Origin of the sequence: Acinetobacter sp. KAM396 (genome assembly GCF_021602765.1) — a bacterium.
Taxonomy (GTDB): Bacteria; Pseudomonadota; Gammaproteobacteria; order Pseudomonadales; family Moraxellaceae; genus Acinetobacter; species Acinetobacter towneri_A.
In genome coordinates this window covers 16,343-35,673 of the sequence record NZ_BPPH01000003.1, presented here as the reverse complement: position 1 = coordinate 35,673, position 19,331 = coordinate 16,343, and the positions used below count along the sequence as shown (strand labels likewise).

Sequence of the window (19,331 nt, the reverse complement as noted above, 5' to 3'; positions counted from 1 at the left end):
CTCAAGTTTAATTGATATAACTGCCGCTTGAGATGACACGACCATCGGTATTGTCATCCGTTACAGGTTCTGTTTCACGGATATAATTCTCGATACTATCACTGGTCTCAGGAGCTGCTTGCTGAGTTTCGGTATCGGGTTGGTAAACGGGTTCAACTTGATAGTGTGAAAAACCACATGCGGTTGCCTGACGCGGTACATTATTACGATTTATAGGAATGTACATCGCGCCTTCACAGCCTTGCGCAGATAAATGTCCCGTATTGCGGTCAATCCAATGCCATTGAATTTGTTCAGTCTGACGTAAGTTGACAGGTTTTTGGCGCAATTGCTGCATTACATTGCTCCACACGGGCAAAGCACCAGACGAGCCTGTTAAGCCTGTGACTTTGTTATCATCCAAACCGAGCCATACAACGGTTAAATAATTGCCTGAATAGCCTGCAAACCATGAATCACGGGTATCATTGGTGGTACCAGATTTGCCCGCCAATTTCAAATCTTTCGATAGGCTATTATATGCCGCACGACCTGTACCAGAACTCATGACTTGCTGTAAACCATAATTCAAAATATAGGCGGCAGAAGGATCAATGGTTTGTTGTACAGTTAAACCATAACGGTCAAGTAAACGTCCATTGGCATCGACCACCGTACGAATCGCTTTGGTCGGATATTTAAAACCACCAGTGGCAAAGTTGCCATAAATATCCATCACCTGCATAGGCGATAAATCTACTGCACCCAAGAAAATAGACGGATAGTGCGGAATTGCATCACTCGGGACACCAAATTTAATGAGGTGATTACGGAAGGTCGATAGTCCAAATTCCTGTCCTAAACGAACTGCAGATAAGTTATAAGACTGAGATAAGGCTTGTGACATAGGCACAATCCCGTGATCGCTGCCACTGTAATTACGGGGTGTCCATGATTTACCATCAATCGGGATGCTGATCTGACTATCTTCTACAGGGCTTGCCCAGTTATAACGACCAGACTCAATTGCACTTAAATAAATAATCGGTTTGAGCAGCGAGCCAACTTGACGCTTGGCATCCAAGGCACGGTTAAAGCCAGTAAAATCTTGCGTAGAACCCACCGCTGCTACTAACTCGCCATTTTCAGGATGAGAAATTAGCACCGCACCCTGTAAGTCTTTTAAGCGTTTTGGATTGGCTTTGCTTAAACGCTCAACTGATGCTTTAAAAGCATTTTGTACGTTGGTTTGCGCAATAGGATCAAGCGTGGTGAAGATACGCAAACCCTGATTGGTCAAATCTCCTTCTTGATATTCAGTACGCAATTGACGGCGGACTATATCCAAAAAGTCGGGGAAGCGGGCAGGTCCGAGGGAAGGTTTTGTAATGACATTTAAAGGGCGTGCAGTTTCTTTTTCATATTGTTCTTGGTTTAAATACCCCATCACCAACATATTGTTTAGCACAATATCACGGCGTTTCTTGGCAGCTTCTGGATTGCGCCAAGGATTATATAATGATGGGCCTTGTACCAAACCCACTAAAAAAGCTTGCTGTGCAATGTTGAGTTCACGCAATGGCATACCAAAATAAAACTGTGAAGCCAAACCATAACCGTTAATAGAGTAGTTACCGTTTTGTCCTAAATTTACTTCATTTAAATAAGCTTCTAAAATTTCATCTTTGTTGTAATGTAGCTCAATCAGCATCGCCATGAGCGCTTCATTGGCTTTACGCTTTAAAGTGCGTTCTGGACTTAAATAAAAGTTTTTTACCAATTGCTGGGTAAGAGTGGAACCGCCCTGACGTTTGCCACCAGTGACGTTGCTGACAATTGCACGTGCAGTACCACGAATTGAAACGCCGTAGTGTTGATAGAAATTGCGATCTTCGGTAGCGATGAGGGCTTCAATCAATGGTTTAGGTACTTTATTCAGTTTAATCAGTACTCGATCTTCATTGTGCTGCGGATAAATCCCGCCAATTAACATGGGTTCTAAGCGTGCGATACCCGTATTAGAAGGTTTGGTGGCACTTACTTCACTAATTTGATTGTTAGCAAAACTGACTTTTAAAACCTGTTCAGGTTCGACACTATCGCCAAAGTCAAAACCACGGGTATGCACAAATAAGGTATTGCCATCTGTGACATAACTGCCTGTTTTGGCGTAATTATCCGTATTTTTATAACCCAGCAGTTTTAGTTCTTGCGTAAAGTCAGTCTGACTCACAGGTGCATTGCTATACACTTCTAATGGGCGTGCAAATACCTTGGCTGGAATATCCCATCGTTGTCCCTCGAATTTGTCTCTGACAATATTATCTAGACGAATCAAGTAGATACTAAAAGCAATAAACCCACCAATAACGATAATGCAAAACAGTAATGCAATTATGCCTATGCCACGCTCAGACTTCATAAATCGCGATAAGATCCTGATAAATTTTGCTAATCATGCGAAGCTTTTACTGAATTTGCAATAATTAATCTGTGACTGAAGAGAAAATTAAGTTTGATTAGATAGTATTACCTTGTTGTAAGCCTTCACAGTGGTTAAGGGTGGTGCTTAAGTTCAAAATGCGATTCATATTTAGGTCGAAAAACTTATAAGTAAAACTAAAACCTGCTTTTAAATAAGGCTGTAAGTATTCATCATTACAATTAGTTTCGGTAATCAAGTGAATGTATTCTGCTGTAAAATCAGATTTAGTTAAGGGTGTGATGATCGTGTATGCAACATCTTGATCCATAAGAACGACATCTATAAAAGTTGATTTATCCTCATTTTGTAAAGGGAATGATTGCTTTGTATCTTCTATATCGGCTTTGAGTTGTTCTATAAGATTATTACCTGACATATTAGTCATGGAGCTTTCTGAATGATTAACTTTGTTTTCAATGGGCTGGATAAAGTTTATGGGCTTATTGATGTTAAGTTCTTGTGCTTTTTCTTCATAGAAATTTAAGTAACCATGTTTAGCCAAAAACATAAGTCCAACAAAAAATATTCCTGCTCCGTAAATGGCTAAATATTTATTAAGATTCATAAAAATGACCGATCTATTCTTTAAGTTTAAGCAAAAAAGATGTTTTTAGGATGGGATAGCATACAGATTTTTTGTTGTATTAGCTTGTTAGAAACTTTAAATATCTTTGATTTTTCTCGTTTTGAGGCTGTTTTATTTTATGAAAACTTTGTGTATAGAAAAGTATGAAAATAAAATGATTGTTTTAAGAAATCACACTCTAAACAATCAGAATTTCGAGCAACTAAAGTTTTTTTAAATCAATCGGGTTAGTGCTATTATAGGCATCGAATCGTAGCGGAGCGATATCGCAGGTGCAACTCTCACATAAGAACTTTCGGAACATTGGACTGATTGGTCGTCCAGACAAATATTCTGTCGTAGAAACTTTATGTCTGATCCATGATCATATTTTAGGCTTGGGCTTGCATCCCGTTTTTGATTCTGAAACTGCTGAACTTGTGCCTTATGCCAACACACAAACCGTTAGCCGTGCTTTATTGGGGGAAGTGGTTGATTTAGTGATTGTGGTGGGTGGTGATGGTTCATTACTACATGCAGCACGGGCACTGGTCAAATACAATACCCCTGTGATTGGTGTGAACCGTGGTCGTTTAGGTTTCTTGACCGATATTAAACCGACTGAAGTTATTTTTAAATTAGATCAAGTGTTACAAGGTCACTTCCAGTCAGACCGTCGTTTTTTACTGGAAATGGAAGTGCGCTCTAAAGGCGAAATCATTTATGAAGCGATTGCTTTAAATGATGTGGTGCTGCATTCAGGTAAGTCTGTACACATGATTGACTTTGAACTCAATATTGATGGGCAATATGTCTATCGTCAGCACAGTGATGGTTTAATCGTTTCGACCCCAACAGGTTCCACAGCTTATGCCTTGTCGGGTGGTGGCCCAATTGTGCATCCGAGCATGGATGCAATTGCATTGGTGCCTATGCATCCACATACCTTGTCTTCGCGTCCAATTGTGGTGGGCGGACACAGTGAAATTAAAATCCAGATTCGTGAAAACCGTGTGTTGCCAATGGTCAGTGCCGATGGTCAACATAGTGTTTCATTAAATGTTGGAGATAGTTTGCATATCCGCAAACATCCTTATAAATTGAATTTATTACATCCACCTGGTTATGACTTTTATATGGCATGTCGTACCAAGTTAGGATGGAACCAAGATTTTGAATCAATGCAACAGCAGGATGAATGATGAATATTGAACAAATGCTTGCCGTACTCGATCCTGAAATTGTTGGACGTTTAAAAACGGCAGTTGAAATTGGTAAATGGCCAAATGGCGTTGCTTTGACCAAGGAGCAACGTGAAATTTGCATGCAAGCGGTATATGCATGGGAAATGAAAAACCTGCCTGAAACCGAGCGCAGTGGCTATATTGACCGTGGCACTAAAGAAGAAGGCGAGCAATGTGATGACGATCATCACAAGCATGATGAATTTAAACCAATTCGCTTTGTTTAAATGATGCAACAGTGCTTTTAGAAATAATGAAAGATAAAAAAAGACACCTGAGATAGGTGTCTTTTTTGTATCTTCAATAAGTTTTTAGTTGTGACGATTTTGCCAAAGCTGCTGAGCATTTTGCATCGCTGCTGCATAATCATCAGATACGCCCATGGTATATAAAGCAATGCCCATAGTTTCGGTAATGGCAACTTCACCATATTCATGCGTGTGCTGACCTGACCACACAGCTTTAAACACGGTCAAATCCAGTTCTTCTTCGACAGGGCTACGGTTATCGGTCAGTTTAGGTAGTTCATGTTCATATAAAGCGCCATTTTTGATGCCACAAATTAAGGTTTTGGCATCGGGATTGCGCTCGAATTCTCCACCTTCACCTTTAATCACCGCACTGTTTTGATAGCCTAACTGAAATGCGGCTTGTTGATGCGAACTGCGATAGGCAGGGTGAAAAATCGCCTGCATAGTGGCTTTGGCATTAAAAGGATTGATTAAACGAGCAAGGGTATGAATGGGTGAGCGTAAACCCATCACATTGCGTAAATTAATCAGCTCACTCAAAATCGGTGAAATAACATCCAATGGTAAATAAGCAAAATTACACTGTGCTAATTGCTGCTCAACCTCTAGGTCATTTTGGCAAATGGGATAATCTAAATATTGCAGCGCTTGTTCGGTATATAAACGGTTGATCGTATGACCAGAAGCACCATGCATCACCACTTTATAACCATGTTTTGCTAAAGTCAGCGCTGCCAATAAAAACCACGGGTAATGTCTGCGTTTACCTGCATAAGATGACCAGTCTAAATCTACCTGAAGCGGTTTAAATTGCAGTTGATCACGGGTGGCTTGCACAAAACCTGCTAATTCCTCTACAGATTCTTCCTTCACACGTAGTAGCATTAAAAAAGCACCCAATTGCACATCCAACACTTCATTGCGCAAAATCATAGAAAAAGCTTGATAGGCTTCATCATAGGTCAGTGAACGTGCGCCTGTTTTGCCTTTGCCAATAATACGGATAAATTGTGCGAATGGATGTTCTGCATCTTTATAAATATTTCTTTTATTGGGGTTTGTATTTGGCATAAGCGAGTTCACACGACATCAATTTTAATTTAACTAGTGTATAAACTTCTGCAACAGTTTGCAGCATTATTCAGAGCTTCAGTTTATACAAGCTGCCACAAGTTTGGTTTGCACATCTAAAACGACGACTAAAGTTTGACTGTAAAGTAAGACAATCTGTAGGGATAACACATGACAGCCTGAATAAAAATGCATAGCATGGATACTGTTGAAACCAACAATTGAAAAATAAAGGATTGGATATGCTGGCTTATGATGCTGATTTAGAATTATTTAGAGATAACTTTAGACGTTTTATGCAGGAGCATATTGCACCGCATTATGCTACGTGGGAACGTGAGGGCATCATGCCGCGCAGTGTATGGAATCTGTTAGGTGAAAATGGTTTTTTATGTATTGATGTGCCTGAAGAATATGGCGGTTATGGTGTTCCAACGCACTATTCTTTAATGTTGGTCGAAGAGTCTGCACGTGCGGGTTATAGCGCACTTTCTACAGGTATTTCCTGTCACTCTGAAATCGCTGCACCGTACATTTTGCATATTGGTACAGAAGAACAAAAACAATACTGGCTGCCTAAAATGGTGTCGGGTGAAGTGGTCGGTGCAATTGGCATGACCGAGCCAGGCGCGGGTTCAGACTTGCAAGCTATGCGGACCAATGCAATTTTGCAAGATGATCATTATGTACTGAATGGCTCTAAAACCTTTATTTCCAATGGTCAGCATGCAGATTTAGTGGTTTTGGCAGTAAAAACAGATCCGCAAGCACGTGCCAAAGGTGTGTCGCTCATGTTGGTCGATACTCATTTAGAAGGCTTTAAAAAAGGCACCAATTTGGAAAAAATTGGTTTGCATTCACAAGATACCTCAGAGCTATTCTTTGACAATGTCAAAGTACCGAAAAATCAATTGTTAGGACAGGCAGGGCATGGTTTTGCCTACTTAATGCAAGAATTGCCGCGTGAACGTACTGCAATTGCTGCCACGGCATTGGGTGCTATTCGTGGTTCAATTGATGTGACCACGCAATATGTGCAAGAGCGTCAGGCGTTCGGACAAGCGATTGGTCAGTTCCAGAATACCCGTTTTGTATTGGCACAGGCGAAAATTGATGAATTGGCAACTGCTGCTTTTTATAATCAAAACGTCGAATTGTATATGCAGGGCAAACTGGACGTCGAAACTGCAGCCGCTCTAAAAAGCTTTGCAACCGATATGCAAATGAAAGTTGCCGATCAATTGCTACAACTGTTTGGCGGTTATGGTTATATGACGGAATATCCAATTTCTCGTTTCTTTGTTGATGCGCGAATCCAGCGGATTTACGGCGGAACAAATGAAATTATGAAAGAAATTGTCGCGCGTGGTTTATTGGGGCGTTAAAACAATGCTTCAAAGTCTAATTGAATAAAGATCAACGATCATCATCAGAGTCAGCCCCGTGCTGGCTCTTTTTTATGATTTCATCAGAGTTAAAAATAATGCGCTGATTGAGAATTACACTTAAAAAAATTACACCGCTTAGAATGAGAGATAAAAAAGAAATGTAGAGTTGCACAGTTTTAAGCGGTACGTTGTGCAAAGTTAAAACTTAAATGTATAGATTGAGAATGTTTTGCTCAACTGTATGTTTTTGCATCTGAAACACTGAAAGTTGTATTGCGCAACATTTGAAAGCTAACTATTGTTATACTATTTGTAAAATGTTTTTGAAGGGCGACATAACAATGATCCAAGACGATCAGAACACAACGACTTCTCTTGATCTCGCTAAAATCCGCGAAGATATTGACTCTGTAGATCAACAGATTCAGCAGCTGATTAACCGTCGAGCACAACTTGCTGAAGCGGTGGCGAAAGCAAAATTTGCAGCAGAAGAGAGCCCGTTGTTTTACCGTCCTGAACGTGAAGCGCAAGTTTTACGTAATGTTATGGAACGCAACGAAGGACCGTTGTCCGATGTAACCATGGCGCGTTTATTTCGTGAAATTATGTCGGCATGTTTGGCACTTGAAGCGCCACAAAGTATTGCTTTTTTAGGGCCAATTGGTACTTATACACATTCTGCAGTGCTTAAACATTTTGGTCATGATGCGATTGTACGTCCTTTGCCTACTATTGATGAAGTATTTCGTGAAGTGGAAGCAGGCAGCGCTCACTATGGTTTAGTGCCTGTCGAAAACTCGTCTGAAGGTGTGGTGAACCATACTTTAGATTGTTTTAAATCATCGTCATTAAATGTGATTGGTGAAGTGGAGTTGCGTATTCATCACCAATTTCTTGTGTCTGAAAACACCCGTAAAGACAGCATTAAACAAATTTATGCGCATCAGCAAACTTTGGCACAATGCCGTAAATGGTTAGATGTGCATTATCCTGGGGTGGAACGTGTAGCACTCAGCTCCAATGCAGAAGCAGCACGCCGTATTCGTAATGAATGGCATTCTGCTGCAATTGCCTCTGAAATAGCGGCCAATATTTACGAACTCGAAATTTTACATAGCAATATTGAAGATAACCCAGAAAACACTACACGTTTCTTGGTGATTGGTCGTGAGAAGGTTCCACCAAGTGGCAACGACAAAACTTCATTGTTGGTATCTGCACATGACCGTGCAGGGGCGCTGCTCGAAATTCTTGCACCATTTGCGAAGCATAATATTAGCTTGACCAGTATTGAAACGCGTCCTGCCTTGCCAGAAAAATGGGCCTATGTATTTTTCATTGATCTTGAAGGGCATGTCGAGCAAGACAATGTCCGTGCAGCGATTGAAGAAATCCGTCCATTAGTGAAAGAAGTTCGTGTCTTGGGCTCTTATCCTGCTGCCGTGTTATAACCGTATTTAATTCAGTGGTTCGCATGTTTGTCATGCGCACCACATTCACCACCTATTCAACTGGAAGTGTAAAATGTCGATTGTCCCAGCCAATGAAGGCATCTCGAAGTTAAAGCCTTATCAACCAGGTAAACCAATCAGTGAACTTGAGCGTGAGTTGGGCATTACAGATATCGTCAAACTTGCTTCAAATGAAAACCCATTGGGCTGTTCAGACAAAGTCAAAGAAGCCGTTACAGCAGCAATTGCTGAAATTGGTCGTTATCCAGATGGTGGTGGTTTTATTCTAAAAGACCAAATTCACAAACAATTTGGCTTCGCGCATGATCGAATTACTTTGGGCAATGGTTCAAACGATTTGCTAGAAATGTTTGCGCGTACTTTCGTTTCAGACCAAGATTCGGTGTTGTATAGCCAGCATGCTTTTGCAGTATATGCTTTGCTAACACAAGCCATTAATGCACAAGCCATCGAAGTACCCGCCAAAGGTTTTTCACATGACTTGGATGCTATGGCGGCAGCAATTCAAGACAACACCAAGTTAATTTTTATTGCTAACCCAAATAACCCAACAGGTACATGGTTTGAAGAGGCTGAATTTGAAGCCTTTATGCAAAAAGTTCCTGCACGGGTGATTGTGGTATTAGATGAAGCTTATGTGGAATATTTTCCAGAAAACTTCAATAGCCTTAAATTTCTTGAGCAATATCCAAACTTAATCGTGAGCCGTACTTTATCTAAGTGTTATGGTTTGGCGGCATTGCGCGTTGGTTTTGCTTTGGCTTCAGCTGAAGTGACTGGTTATTTAAACCGTATTCGTCAACCCTTTAACGTCAATCACTTGGCAATGGTGGCTGCGGTTGCGGCATTAAAAGATGAAGATTTTATCGAAAAATCACGTATTGCTAACAAAGCAGGCATGGCACAATTGGAAGCAGGCTTTAAAGCATTAGGTCTGAATTATGTGCCTTCACGTGCTAACTTTATTTTGGTAGATGTGGAAGCCGATCCGGGTCAAACCTTTAATGCTTTATTGAAAGAAGGTGTGATTGTACGTCCTGTGGGTATTACAACCCATTTACGTGTTTCAATTGGTACAGAAGCAGAAAATGCGAAGTTTCTCTGTGCGTTAGCCAAAGTATTGGGCAAGGAAGCAAAGGCATAAAACATGGCGCAACCATTGTTTGAAAAAGTTGCATTTATCGGACTCGGGCTCATTGGCTCGAGTTTGGCACGTGTAATGCTGGCAGAAAATTTAAGTCGGCGTATTGTGGCATCGACCCGTTCTGAAAAAACGCTGCAAGATGCTTTGGAATTAGGATTAATTGAACAAGGCTTTAACAATCCTATTGATGCGGTACAAGGCGCAGATTTAGTGGTATTGGCGCTACCTGTGCAAGCCACAGAAAAAGTCTTGCGATTAATTCAACCACATTTGGCAGACAATGTAATTCTGACCGATGTAGGCAGTACCAAAGCTAATGTCGTGGCTGCAGCCAAAGCGGTATTTGGTGAACATTTACCTGCAGGTTTTGTACCCGGGCATCCGATTGCTGGGGCAGAACATACGGGCGTGCATGCAGGCAAGGTCGATTTATTTGCCAATCACAAAGTCATTTTGACACCATTGCCAAGCAGTGCGCCGTGGGCAGTCAATAAACTGATTCAAATGTGGGAAAGCGCCAAAGCCGAAGTAATTTGCATGGATGTGGAAAAACATGATGAGGTATTGGCATATACCAGTCATCTTCCACATTTAATGGCCTTTAATTTGGTCGAACAATTGGCAAATCGTGAAGATAATTTAGACATTTTCCGCTACGCTGCGGGGGGCTTTCGAGACTTCTCGCGTATTGCAGCAAGCGATCCACAAATGTGGCATGACATTTTCTTTGCCAATAAAACTGCATTGTTAAAAGCGGTGGATGGTTTTGAAAGTCAACTCGCGATTATTCGCCAACTGATTGAACAAGAAGACTCGCATGCTTTAATGGGCTTGCTTGGACATGCACAAGCGGCACGACAGCATTTTAATCATATGCTCGCCAAGAAACCTTTTATGGAGAACAATCACGTGACACAACAATTTACGATTTTGCCGGGTGCTAAGACTTTCCAAGGTAAATTTACCGTACCAGGGGACAAATCTGTGTCACATCGTTCCATTATGTTTGGTGCAATTGCTGAAGGCACTACGCATGTGACAGGTTTCCTTGAAGGTGAGGATGCATTGGCGACTTTGCAAGCATTCCGTGATATGGGGGTGAGCATTGAAGGCCCTAAAAATGGTGAAGTCACCATTCATGGCGTAGGCATGCAAGGTTTAAAAGCACCTGCAGGCCCAATTTATATGGGTAACTCAGGTACATCTATGCGTTTGTTGGCAGGCATGTTGTCTGCACAGCAGTTTGATTCTGTTATGACAGGTGATGCGTCACTGACCAAGCGTCCAATGGAGCGTATTGCTAAACCATTGCGTGAAATGGGGGCACAAATTCAAACAACGGGTGAACGTGGCACACCGCCGGTATCTATTACAGGTGCGCAAGCGTTAAAAGGCATTCACTATGATTTGCCAATGGCATCTGCACAAGTGAAATCGGGTATTTTATTGGCAGGACTTTGGGCAGAAGGTGAAACCTCAGTGACTGAGCCTGAACCAACGCGTGACCATACCGAACGTATGTTACGTGCATTTGGTTATGAAGTGAAAACTGAAGGCAACCGTATTTCATTGCAAGGTGGCGGTAAATTGGTGGGTACAGATATTCAAGTACCTTCTGATATTTCATCTGCGGCGTTCTTTATGGTGGGTGCAGCCATTACAGAAAATTCAGATGTAACCTTAGAAGCGGTGGGCATTAACCCAACTCGTACAGGGGTGATTGAAATTCTGAAACAAATGGGTGCAGACCTGAGCGTTGAAAATGAACGTATTGCAGGCGGTGAACCAATTGCAGATATTCGTATTCGTGGTTCACGTACTTTAAAAGGGATTCATGTTCCTGAAGATCAAGTGCCATTGGCGATTGATGAATTTCCTGCATTGTTCATAGCTGCAGCTTGTGCTGAAGGTCAAACTGTACTCACAGGTGCTGCAGAATTACGCGTGAAAGAATCAGACCGTATTCAAGTGATGGCAGATGGTTTAAAAACCATGGGTATTGACTGCACACCCACTGACGATGGCATCATCATTCAGGGTAAAGGTAAAGCAGGCGACTGGTCACCAGTATTTACTGGCGGTGAAATTGAATCACATCATGACCACCGTATTGCCATGAGTTTTTCTATGGCAGGCTTGCGTACTTCTGGTGAAATTAAAATTGTAGGTACAGAAACAGTAGCGACAAGTTTCCCAACCTTTACTGAGCTTGCAGGTGTGGCAGGTCTGAATATTCAAGTAACGGAATAAGCCAAAACGATAGGGGCTGCGATGACAAATCGCAAAGCCTAGACTTTATGCTGAAACAGCCAAGCTTTTGCTTGGCTGTTTGCGTTTTATTGCTTATGCTAAACCCATACAAGAAAAAAGCCTTTGGGTTCGAGCATGCGCAAATTAAAATTTATGGCGAATTGTGAAAATAAACAAGAGTTACAAGATTGCACTCTGGCACAGAATTATGTGGCGAATTTACTTTCACAAAACTTATCTCACTATGGCTTTCAAACGTTGCCGCAGAGTGGTGCACAAGTCGCTGTAAGTGTAGATCAACATGCGCTGCCTTTGGCGGTAAACTGTCAAAGCCGTGGTGAAGATGGACATCTTGTTTGTGAAATTACTTCATACCCTAATGAGGAACAAGACTGGCTAGAACGGATTACCGAGCAAAGTTTATTAAATCAATTGGCGCAAGCGGTAGAAAATACTCTGAAAGAAGACCAATCTTTTAGTGAATTTGAGTGGAAAGGTTAAACTAGGACGATATGTGTTGGATGTTTAAAATTTATACTTGATTTTTAAATCAAAATTATTCGTTTTTTTATTGATGTGTCATCTAAATGACACATCGCAACCGTATATTAAGCAGCAAGAACAATACAACAAAATAATTTTTATTTAACCCGCTTAATTTGGGAGAGTTAAGTGGGTTTTTTATTGCCTAGAGAAAAGTTGTAAGTACTGTAAAAAATAAGCTCAAATGATTAGAGAGAACCAATGTTTTTAAAAGCATGCGCTGAAATAAAAGTAGCTCAGTATCTACGTTGGATTGATCTTATGAGATCATCGTAAGGAAACACGTACTGAACGTGTTTTCCTATAAGGGTAAACAAAAACACGCATTGGAGTTTGTTGAAAGCTGCTGCTATAGTGAGCGCAGTATTTTTTATTTAGGTGGTTTATGCTCGCTTTAATTTCTCCAGCCAAGACTTTAGATTATGAAACTGCATTACCAAGCGATGAATATACTCAACCTAGATTACTTGAACATTCACAAGAGTTAATTGATGTAGCACGTAAACTTTCTGCAACAGAAATTGCCAGTTTAATGAGTGTCAGTGAAAAAATTGCCACTTTGAATGTCGAGCGTTTTCGTGACTGGCAAGCAGAGTTTGATCTTGCCAATGCACGTCAGGCCATGTTTGCCTTTAAAGGTGATGTGTACACAGGCTTAGATGCTTATAGTTTATCTGCTGCAGAGATTGAGTTTGCTCAACAACACTTGCGCATGCTTTCTGGCTTATATGGCTTATTGCGTCCATTGGATTTAATGATGCCGTATCGTTTGGAAATGGGCACTAAATTGCAAAATGCACGCGGCGAAAATTTATATCGTTTTTGGGGCGATATCATCACCAATTTAATTAACCAAGATTTAAAACACAATCAGTCAGCATTATTGGTGAATCTAGCTTCCGATGAATATTATAAGTCGGTGCAGGAAGCAAAAATTCAGGCTGAAATTATTAAACCTGTTTTTTTAGATCAGAAAAATGGCAAATATAAAGTCATCAGTTTTTATGCCAAAAAAGCCCGTGGTTTGATGGCGCGTTTTATCATCGAAAATAAGTTGGAACGTGCAGAAGATTTAAAAGCCTTCAATAGTGAAGGGTATTATTTCGATGCCGACAGTTCTTTAAAAGGTGAGTTGGTCTTTAAACGTGACGAGCAAGCCGCCTAACTGTTGCTTTAATCGTTGAATCTCCCATCATGCTAACAAATGGCGGATGGGAGGGCTGACAAATCTCATGTTTGTGCTATCTAAATTAAAGCTGTTTAAAGGCTTCTATGGCACGTACACGGCTGAGTTTTAAATCTACAATTGGATGAGGATAATCCAGTTTTAGATTTGGATTTTTCGCATACGGTTCATGAATGTTTTTGGCATCTAAATGTGCCAGTTCAGGTAGCCATGTGCGAATATAATCACCATTAGGGTCAAATTTTTGCGATTGGCTCACTGGGTTGAAAATCCGAAAATAGGGCACCGCATCTGTACCAGTCGAGGCACACCATTGCCAGCCACCGTTATTGGCAGCCAAATCGCCATCAATTAAATGTTGCATAAACCACTGTTCGCCCAAGCGCCAGTCAATCAACAAGTTTTTGCACAGAAACATCGCGCAAATCATTCGGACTCGATTATGCATCCAACCCGTTTGCAAAAGTTGCTGCATACCTGCATCCACAATGGGGATGCCTGTTTTTCCTTGCTGCCATGCTGCTAAACCTGCAGGATCCTTGCGCCACGCCACCTGCGCGGTCTGATCTTTAAAAGGGCGGTGCTTGGAAACTTTAGGATAATCAAACAAAATATGTTGATAAAACTCACGCCACAGTAATTCATCTAACCAAGTTTGTTGCCCTACATTTTCGAGATGAAAATGCCCTTGTGAATGCGCAAAAACCGCAGCCAGACATTGCCGAATGGAGAGAATGCCACAGTTTAAATACGCAGATAATTGGCTGGTACCAGACAACGCTGGAAAATCACGCTGTTGCTGATAATCTTGCATTTGTTCACGCGTAAAATCATCCAACAATTGCTGTGCATGTTGTTCCGTGACTGCCCATAAATTTTGTTGTGCCGTTGGAAGTGGGTCGAAACCTAAGTGCTCTAAACTTGGTACAGTAGAGAGATATTGTTCAGGAAGTTGAATCGACGTTTGAGCTTGTGGCAGAGGAAAGCAACGCGGAATACTGACACTCAACTGTTGATAGGCATACTTTTTAAATGCACTGAATACCTGATAAGGTTTCATGCTCTGATTGCGCACCGTACCCACAGGAAAAAGCGTACGGTCATGGTACAACACCAAGTCCTGACCGTGTTGGTTTAAGGTTTGTTGAACTTCAAGATCACGTTTTAGCTCATTCACTCCCAATTCAATATTGGCATAAATATTTTGAATAGGATGAGAGTCTTTCAATGTTTGGCATAGTTGGAGCAGTGTGTGTGCAATGTCAGCCCAAGATGGCGTGATTTGAACAATCAGTGGGATATTGAGTTGTGCGAGTTCTTCTTTTAGTGCATTTAATTGACGCAAGTAAAAGTCAGTTTTAATCGGCGCATCGTGATGTAAACGATATTGATGAGGCGAAAGAATCACCATGCCAATACAAGCTCCTGCTTGGCTAGCATGCCAAAGCGCGGTGTGATCTGAAACTCTTAAATCTTGTCGGAACCAAACTAAATTATAGTTTTGCATGGGAAGAATGCTTGATGTGAGCGCTAGAAAGGTGACTTCATTATAAGCATGACTGAGTAAAATTGTCTTAAATGCGAAGGGTTTAATTGTCCAATAAAACGACAATGTGCTGTGTTGATTTTTCCTGTAATGATCTTTCCGCAATAGTCTGCCTGAAAGGATCTTTCAGTCATGTGCTTATCCTAAATTTTAGGATGACAAACAAAAAAGGCAAAGTAAAAATACTTTGCCTTTTGCTTCGATCAGTACTGATCTTAGTGGTGATGACCACCCGCACCGTGTACGTGACCGTGATCTAATTCTTCTTGAGAAGCTTCACGGATTTCAATGATTTCAACTTCAAACGTTAAATCTTGACCAGCAAGTGGGAAGTTTGCATCAACAATTACGTTGTCGCCTTCAACTGCTTTTACAGTTACGATTTGAACGCCATCATCAGTTTGCGCTTGGAACTGCATGCCCGCTTGGATGTTGTCTACACCTTGGAACATTTGTGCAGGAACTTCTTGTACTAAGTCTGGGTTGTATTCGCCATAACCTTCAGCTGCAGGTACGTTTACAGTAAATTTTTCACCTACTGTTTTACCTTCTAACGCTTTTTCTAAACCAGGGATGATATTACCTGCACCATGCAAATAGGCAAGTGGTTCACCTTGAGATTTGTCGAGAGTTTCACCCTCTGCGTTAGTCAATGTGTAGTGGAAAGAAACCACGAGGTCATTTGCAATAGCAGTCATGTTATTGATCCATTCAATTTTTTAAGGGTACATCATAAAGTGAAACGTGGAATTTGTTATAGACATTTCTGCAAATTCTTCACTTTTCCGAGTTTTTTATGACATTTTTTAGTTAATCGGGGCAAATTTTATAATTTCAATGCAAATTTATGCGTCATACCTATAAATTTGCAGATTTTACTGCAGGCTCATTTTAAGCTCTTTGCATGATGTGTAGATGACAATAAAAAAGATGGGACATTGCCCATCTTGGTGATATTTAATTCTTGAGGATCATCGGCTTCTAACCGAGTGAAGTTTGTTCATCTTCTACAGCTTGATGGCTAAAGAAATTAAATAAACTGCCAAACCACATCATGATTCTTTCAAAAATATTGGCTTCAACAATGTTGACCTGTTCTTCAATCGCAAAACTGTTAATCAATTGGTTATTTTGATAAACGTGTACGGTTGCCAGTTTCATGACCTGTGCTAATGGCGCAGTCAGCAATTTTTCAGACAATTCAATATTGACATGCGTTTGTGTACGCTGTGCAGGTTCAAGTGTTTCTAATTCGCCTTGTGCATTCACAAGTTGTAGACGTTGAGTGCTTTGATCGAACTGCGACAAGTTAATTGCATGTGGCTGTTCATAAAGCGATGTCGTCACAAACTTTGGCTGACTGCTTTCAATCTTGAACATGCGTAAGGTCGATTTCACTACAGGCAATTCTGCAATCATTTGTTTGGGTTTAATCGCGACTTCATTACGGGTATAGCTATAGGCTAAATTTAATAATTGATGTGCCACTTCAGCGCGTTTTTGCGCACTCTTAGTTCCCATCACCACCACCACTAAACGACGTTCAGGTGCATCACTGTCCGATGTTGGGCGGTTAGCAGTTAAGGCAAGGTTGTAGCCTGCAGCTTTGGTGAAGCCTGTTTTTAATCCATCTACACTTGGGTCTTGTTTTAATAAAATATTGGTCGCACGGTGAAAGTGCTGATTATAGGTAAAACTGGTCTGTTTTGAATAAGCCAAATAATCGGGTGTTTCAGTCACAATTGCTTGAGCCAAACGTGCCATATCTGCCGCAGAAGAGTAATGATTAGGCATAGTCACACCAGACGGATTCTGAAAATGTGTATCTTGCATGCCCAAATCTTGCGCTTCCTGATTCATTCGGGCGATAAACTGCGGCACACCACCTGCAACACGTTCACCTAAAGTGAGTGCAGCATCGTTAGCAGACATAATAATTAAACCTGCCAATAGTTGATCTATCGAAATCTGTTCACCTGCTTTTAGATACATTTGTGATTCATCCCACATCACTTGCTGTACTACAGGTGTTGCGGTCAAGATTTCATGTCGGTCTAATTTACCTGCCTGAATATCTTTGAGCACAATATAAGCCACCATCATTTTAGTGAGTGAAGCAGGTGCACGTTGTACGTGACTATTGTGCTCTGCAATCACTTGCCCAGATTGTGGGTCTAAAATTGCCCATGCTTCGGCTTCTACACTTTCAGCTTGAATATTCAATAATGCGGCATGCGTGATTGCGCTGGATAGCCAACAGAGCAGCGCAATCAGATAGATAACACGTTTCAAAGAGGTTCCTTATTTACACCAATCCATTGGTGTCACAATGGTTTTAAGCAGCAAAAACAATGTCAATAGACTAGCGCATGCTATGCCTTTTTTGTGCAGTTGGCTAGCCATAAATGCAGACAAATCTCGTCTTGACGCATCAATTGCTAAAAAAATGTTAAGCTTGTGGTCAAGTTCTTATTTATACATTTTGTATTGCCCATTATGTTGCATTATCAAATCGAATTTGACGATTATCGTCAGCATCTTATGCATGTCACCGTGCGTTTTTTGGCTAATCCTACTCAGGTTTTATCACTACCTACTTGGATTCCAGGCAGCTATTTAATCCGTGAATTCTCCAAACATCTTGAATCGGTCCGTGCTTATGATGAAGCAGGGCGTATCCTCAAAATTCAGAAATTTGAAAAGAATAAATGGCGCTTATTTAATACCGATCATGAATTGATTACGGTGGAATATGATGTCTACGCTTATGATTTGTCGGTGCGTGGCGCTTATGTCGATCAGACGCGTTTATATGTCAATCCTGCCTGTGCCTGTTTGGGCTTAGATGGACAAGAAGATAAAGCCATTGAAGTTGAAATATTTTTACCAGATGAGCTGAAGCATTTTCAGCTTGCAACAGGTTTGACTGCAAAAAGTTTGGTAAAAGGGCGTTATACCTTAAAAGCCAAAAACTATGCCGAATTGATTGATGCACCGTTTGAATTGGCAGAACAAACTCGTTTTAGTTTTACCGCAGCAGATATTCCACATGAATTTGTGGTTTCGGGTAAACATGCAATGAATGCTGCACGTATGCAGCAAGATATTGAAAAAATTTGTGCCACACAAATTGCTATGTTTGGTTCTGCGCCATTTGCAAACTATACCTTTATGACCATGGCAACAGGCAATAGCTATGGTGGCTTAGAACATCCGAACAGTACCAGTTTAATTACACCGCGTGATGATTTACCGAAAGCTAACGAGTCTGAACAACCCTCTAAAGATTATCAGCGCTTTTTAGGTCTGTGCAGCCATGAGTATTTTCACAGTTGGTTGGTGAAATTCATTCGTCCTGAAAATTTTGTGAATTATGACCTGAATCAGGAAGGCTATACCTCACTATTGTGGATTTTTGAAGGCTTTACGTCTTATTACGATGATTTGTTATTGCTACGCAGCGGTGTGATAGATCAAGCGGCTTATTTGGAGCTGCTCAAAGCTCAGATTGATCGTTATTTGCAAAACCCGGGTCGTGCGATTCAAACGGTGGCAGAATCCAGTTTTGATGCTTGGGTTAAGTTCTATCGTCAAGATGAAAACTCGAACAATGCAGGAACCAGCTACTATAATAAAGGCTGTTTGGTGGCTTTATGTTTAGATTTGGGCTTGCGCTTACGTGGTTCAAGCTTAGATGCCTTAATGCAGAAATTGTATGCCAATGCGCAACAGGGCATTCAAGTGCATGAGCGCACTATCTTTGAATTATGTAAAGAATTGACAGGAGATGATTGGTCGGAGCAAATCCATCATTTAATTAACACGACTGATGAATTGCCGCTCGATCAGTTATTGCCTGAATTTGGCGTTGATTATCAGCTAAAACAGGATAAGTCTTTGCCGTTTGGTTTAAAATTGGCAGATAAACCTGAAGGGGTGTTGGTACAAGCTGCCCATCGTGAGGGTTCAGCGGTAAAAGCGGGGCTTTCTGCGCATGATGTGATTATTGCGATTGATGGTTTAAAAGCTACGGTAAAATCCCTTGAGCGATATGCCAAACAGGATGCAATTTATACTGTTCATGCTTTCCGCCGTGATGAGTTGATGGCTTTTGAGCTAAATGCTGCGCAGATTGAATTGCCAGAAGTGGTATTAAATGTTACAGATCAGGCAAAAGTAGAGCAGTGGTTGAAAGGCTGATCATAAA

Annotated in this window: 15 protein-coding genes; 9 read left to right on the top strand and 6 right to left on the bottom strand. The window is 41.1% G+C overall.

The features are described 5' to 3' along the window. Positions 1-7 precede the first annotated feature (7 nt). A complete protein-coding gene (mrcB, locus tag L6C30_RS02845) occupies positions 8-2,401 on the bottom strand; it encodes a penicillin-binding protein 1B (RefSeq protein WP_070152313.1) in 2,394 nt (797 codons plus the stop codon). A gap of 97 nt (positions 2,402-2,498) precedes the next feature. Beyond that, positions 2,499-3,029 carry a hypothetical protein gene (locus tag L6C30_RS02840; RefSeq protein WP_019836673.1) on the bottom strand — a complete coding sequence of 177 codons (531 nt, stop codon included), beginning with the start codon at positions 3,027-3,029 and terminating at the stop codon, positions 2,499-2,501. A 284-nt stretch (positions 3,030-3,313) separates the two neighbouring features. Here L6C30_RS02840 and L6C30_RS02835 point away from each other — a divergent pair, with 284 nt between their 5' ends. Together L6C30_RS02835 and L6C30_RS02830 are read left to right on the top strand one after the other, a co-directional pair. Continuing rightward, the gene (locus L6C30_RS02835) at positions 3,314-4,231 is read left to right on the top strand and encodes an NAD(+) kinase (protein WP_236162403.1); all 918 of its coding nucleotides are present in this window, start codon (positions 3,314-3,316) and stop codon (positions 4,229-4,231) included. Beyond that, on the top strand, positions 4,231-4,500 hold the full coding sequence (locus tag L6C30_RS02830; RefSeq protein WP_236162385.1) for a YeaC family protein: 270 nt from the start codon (positions 4,231-4,233) through the stop codon (positions 4,498-4,500). Before L6C30_RS02835 ends, L6C30_RS02830 begins: the two co-directional genes overlap by 1 nt. An 84-nt stretch (positions 4,501-4,584) precedes the next feature. Here L6C30_RS02830 and L6C30_RS02825 read toward each other — a convergent pair whose 3' ends face one another. Continuing rightward, a complete protein-coding gene (locus L6C30_RS02825) occupies positions 4,585-5,595 on the bottom strand; it encodes a glycosyl transferase family protein (RefSeq protein ID WP_019836676.1) in 1,011 nt (336 codons plus the stop codon). Positions 5,596-5,837: 242 nt separating this feature from the next. Between L6C30_RS02825 and L6C30_RS02820 the strand changes: the two genes are divergently transcribed. The 6 genes from L6C30_RS02820 to yaaA all read left to right on the top strand — a co-directional run bounded on the left by L6C30_RS02820 (position 5,838) and on the right by yaaA (position 13,557). Then, positions 5,838-6,980 (top strand): acyl-CoA dehydrogenase family protein, encoded by a 1,143-nt coding sequence (locus tag L6C30_RS02820; protein ID WP_236093663.1) that lies wholly within the window; start codon positions 5,838-5,840, stop codon positions 6,978-6,980. Positions 6,981-7,324: 344 nt separating this feature from the next. Then, a complete protein-coding gene (gene pheA / locus L6C30_RS02815) occupies positions 7,325-8,434 on the top strand; it encodes a prephenate dehydratase (RefSeq protein WP_019836678.1) in 1,110 nt (369 codons plus the stop codon). A 73-nt stretch (positions 8,435-8,507) separates the two neighbouring features. Next, positions 8,508-9,599: a histidinol-phosphate transaminase gene (gene hisC / locus L6C30_RS02810; RefSeq protein WP_236162386.1), complete on the top strand. Its 1,092-nt coding sequence runs from the start codon at positions 8,508-8,510 to the stop codon at positions 9,597-9,599. A 3-nt stretch (positions 9,600-9,602) separates the two neighbouring features. Next, complete coding sequence (locus L6C30_RS02805) at positions 9,603-11,849, top strand: bifunctional prephenate dehydrogenase/3-phosphoshikimate 1-carboxyvinyltransferase (RefSeq protein ID WP_236162387.1); 2,247 nt, start codon at positions 9,603-9,605, stop codon at positions 11,847-11,849. Positions 11,850-11,984: 135 nt separating this feature from the next. Then, positions 11,985-12,350 carry a hypothetical protein gene (locus L6C30_RS02800; RefSeq protein ID WP_004972981.1) on the top strand — a complete coding sequence of 122 codons (366 nt, stop codon included), beginning with the start codon at positions 11,985-11,987 and terminating at the stop codon, positions 12,348-12,350. Positions 12,351-12,777: 427 nt separating this feature from the next. Continuing rightward, positions 12,778-13,557, top strand: coding sequence for a peroxide stress protein YaaA (gene yaaA / locus L6C30_RS02795; protein ID WP_019836681.1), 780 nt, complete (start codon positions 12,778-12,780; stop codon positions 13,555-13,557). Between the two features lie 85 nt (positions 13,558-13,642). Here the strand turns inward: yaaA and L6C30_RS02790 are convergent, their stop codons facing one another. The 3 genes from L6C30_RS02790 to L6C30_RS02780 all read right to left on the bottom strand — a co-directional run bounded on the left by L6C30_RS02790 (position 13,643) and on the right by L6C30_RS02780 (position 17,416). Continuing rightward, positions 13,643-15,085, bottom strand: a complete 1,443-nt coding sequence (locus tag L6C30_RS02790; RefSeq protein ID WP_236162388.1) for a deoxyribodipyrimidine photo-lyase — start codon at positions 15,083-15,085, stop codon at positions 13,643-13,645. A 254-nt stretch (positions 15,086-15,339) separates the two neighbouring features. Next, a complete protein-coding gene (gene slyD, locus L6C30_RS02785; protein ID WP_096901865.1) occupies positions 15,340-15,822 on the bottom strand; it encodes a peptidylprolyl isomerase in 483 nt (160 codons plus the stop codon). Between the two features lie 283 nt (positions 15,823-16,105). Next, positions 16,106-17,416, bottom strand: coding sequence for a D-alanyl-D-alanine carboxypeptidase family protein (locus L6C30_RS02780; RefSeq protein WP_236162389.1), 1,311 nt, complete (start codon positions 17,414-17,416; stop codon positions 16,106-16,108). 204 nt (positions 17,417-17,620) lie between these two features. Here L6C30_RS02780 and L6C30_RS02775 point away from each other — a divergent pair, with 204 nt between their 5' ends. Continuing rightward, positions 17,621-19,324, top strand: coding sequence for a M61 family metallopeptidase (locus L6C30_RS02775; RefSeq protein ID WP_236162390.1), 1,704 nt, complete (start codon positions 17,621-17,623; stop codon positions 19,322-19,324). The last annotated feature ends 7 nt before the right edge of the window (positions 19,325-19,331 follow it).

What these genes read in the sequence shown, in the direction of transcription:
- mrcB (WP_070152313.1), bottom strand. Translation starts at nt 2,401, where the DNA reads ATGAAGTCTGAGCGTGGCATAGGCATAATTGCATTACTGTTTTGCATT.
- L6C30_RS02840 (WP_019836673.1), bottom strand. Translation starts at nt 3,029, where the DNA reads ATGAATCTTAATAAATATTTAGCCATTTACGGAGCAGGAATATTTTTT.
- L6C30_RS02830 (WP_236162385.1), top strand. Translation starts at nt 4,231, where the DNA reads ATGAATATTGAACAAATGCTTGCCGTACTCGATCCTGAAATTGTTGGA.
- L6C30_RS02825 (WP_019836676.1), bottom strand. Translation starts at nt 5,595, where the DNA reads ATGCCAAATACAAACCCCAATAAAAGAAATATTTATAAAGATGCAGAA.
- L6C30_RS02820 (WP_236093663.1), top strand. Translation starts at nt 5,838, where the DNA reads ATGCTGGCTTATGATGCTGATTTAGAATTATTTAGAGATAACTTTAGA.
- pheA (WP_019836678.1), top strand. Translation starts at nt 7,325, where the DNA reads ATGATCCAAGACGATCAGAACACAACGACTTCTCTTGATCTCGCTAAA.
- hisC (WP_236162386.1), top strand. Translation starts at nt 8,508, where the DNA reads ATGTCGATTGTCCCAGCCAATGAAGGCATCTCGAAGTTAAAGCCTTAT.
- L6C30_RS02805 (WP_236162387.1), top strand. Translation starts at nt 9,603, where the DNA reads ATGGCGCAACCATTGTTTGAAAAAGTTGCATTTATCGGACTCGGGCTC.
- L6C30_RS02800 (WP_004972981.1), top strand. Translation starts at nt 11,985, where the DNA reads ATGCGCAAATTAAAATTTATGGCGAATTGTGAAAATAAACAAGAGTTA.
- yaaA (WP_019836681.1), top strand. Translation starts at nt 12,778, where the DNA reads ATGCTCGCTTTAATTTCTCCAGCCAAGACTTTAGATTATGAAACTGCA.
- L6C30_RS02790 (WP_236162388.1), bottom strand. Translation starts at nt 15,085, where the DNA reads ATGCAAAACTATAATTTAGTTTGGTTCCGACAAGATTTAAGAGTTTCA.
- slyD (WP_096901865.1), bottom strand. Translation starts at nt 15,822, where the DNA reads ATGACTGCTATTGCAAATGACCTCGTGGTTTCTTTCCACTACACATTG.
- L6C30_RS02775 (WP_236162390.1), top strand. Translation starts at nt 17,621, where the DNA reads ATGTTGCATTATCAAATCGAATTTGACGATTATCGTCAGCATCTTATG.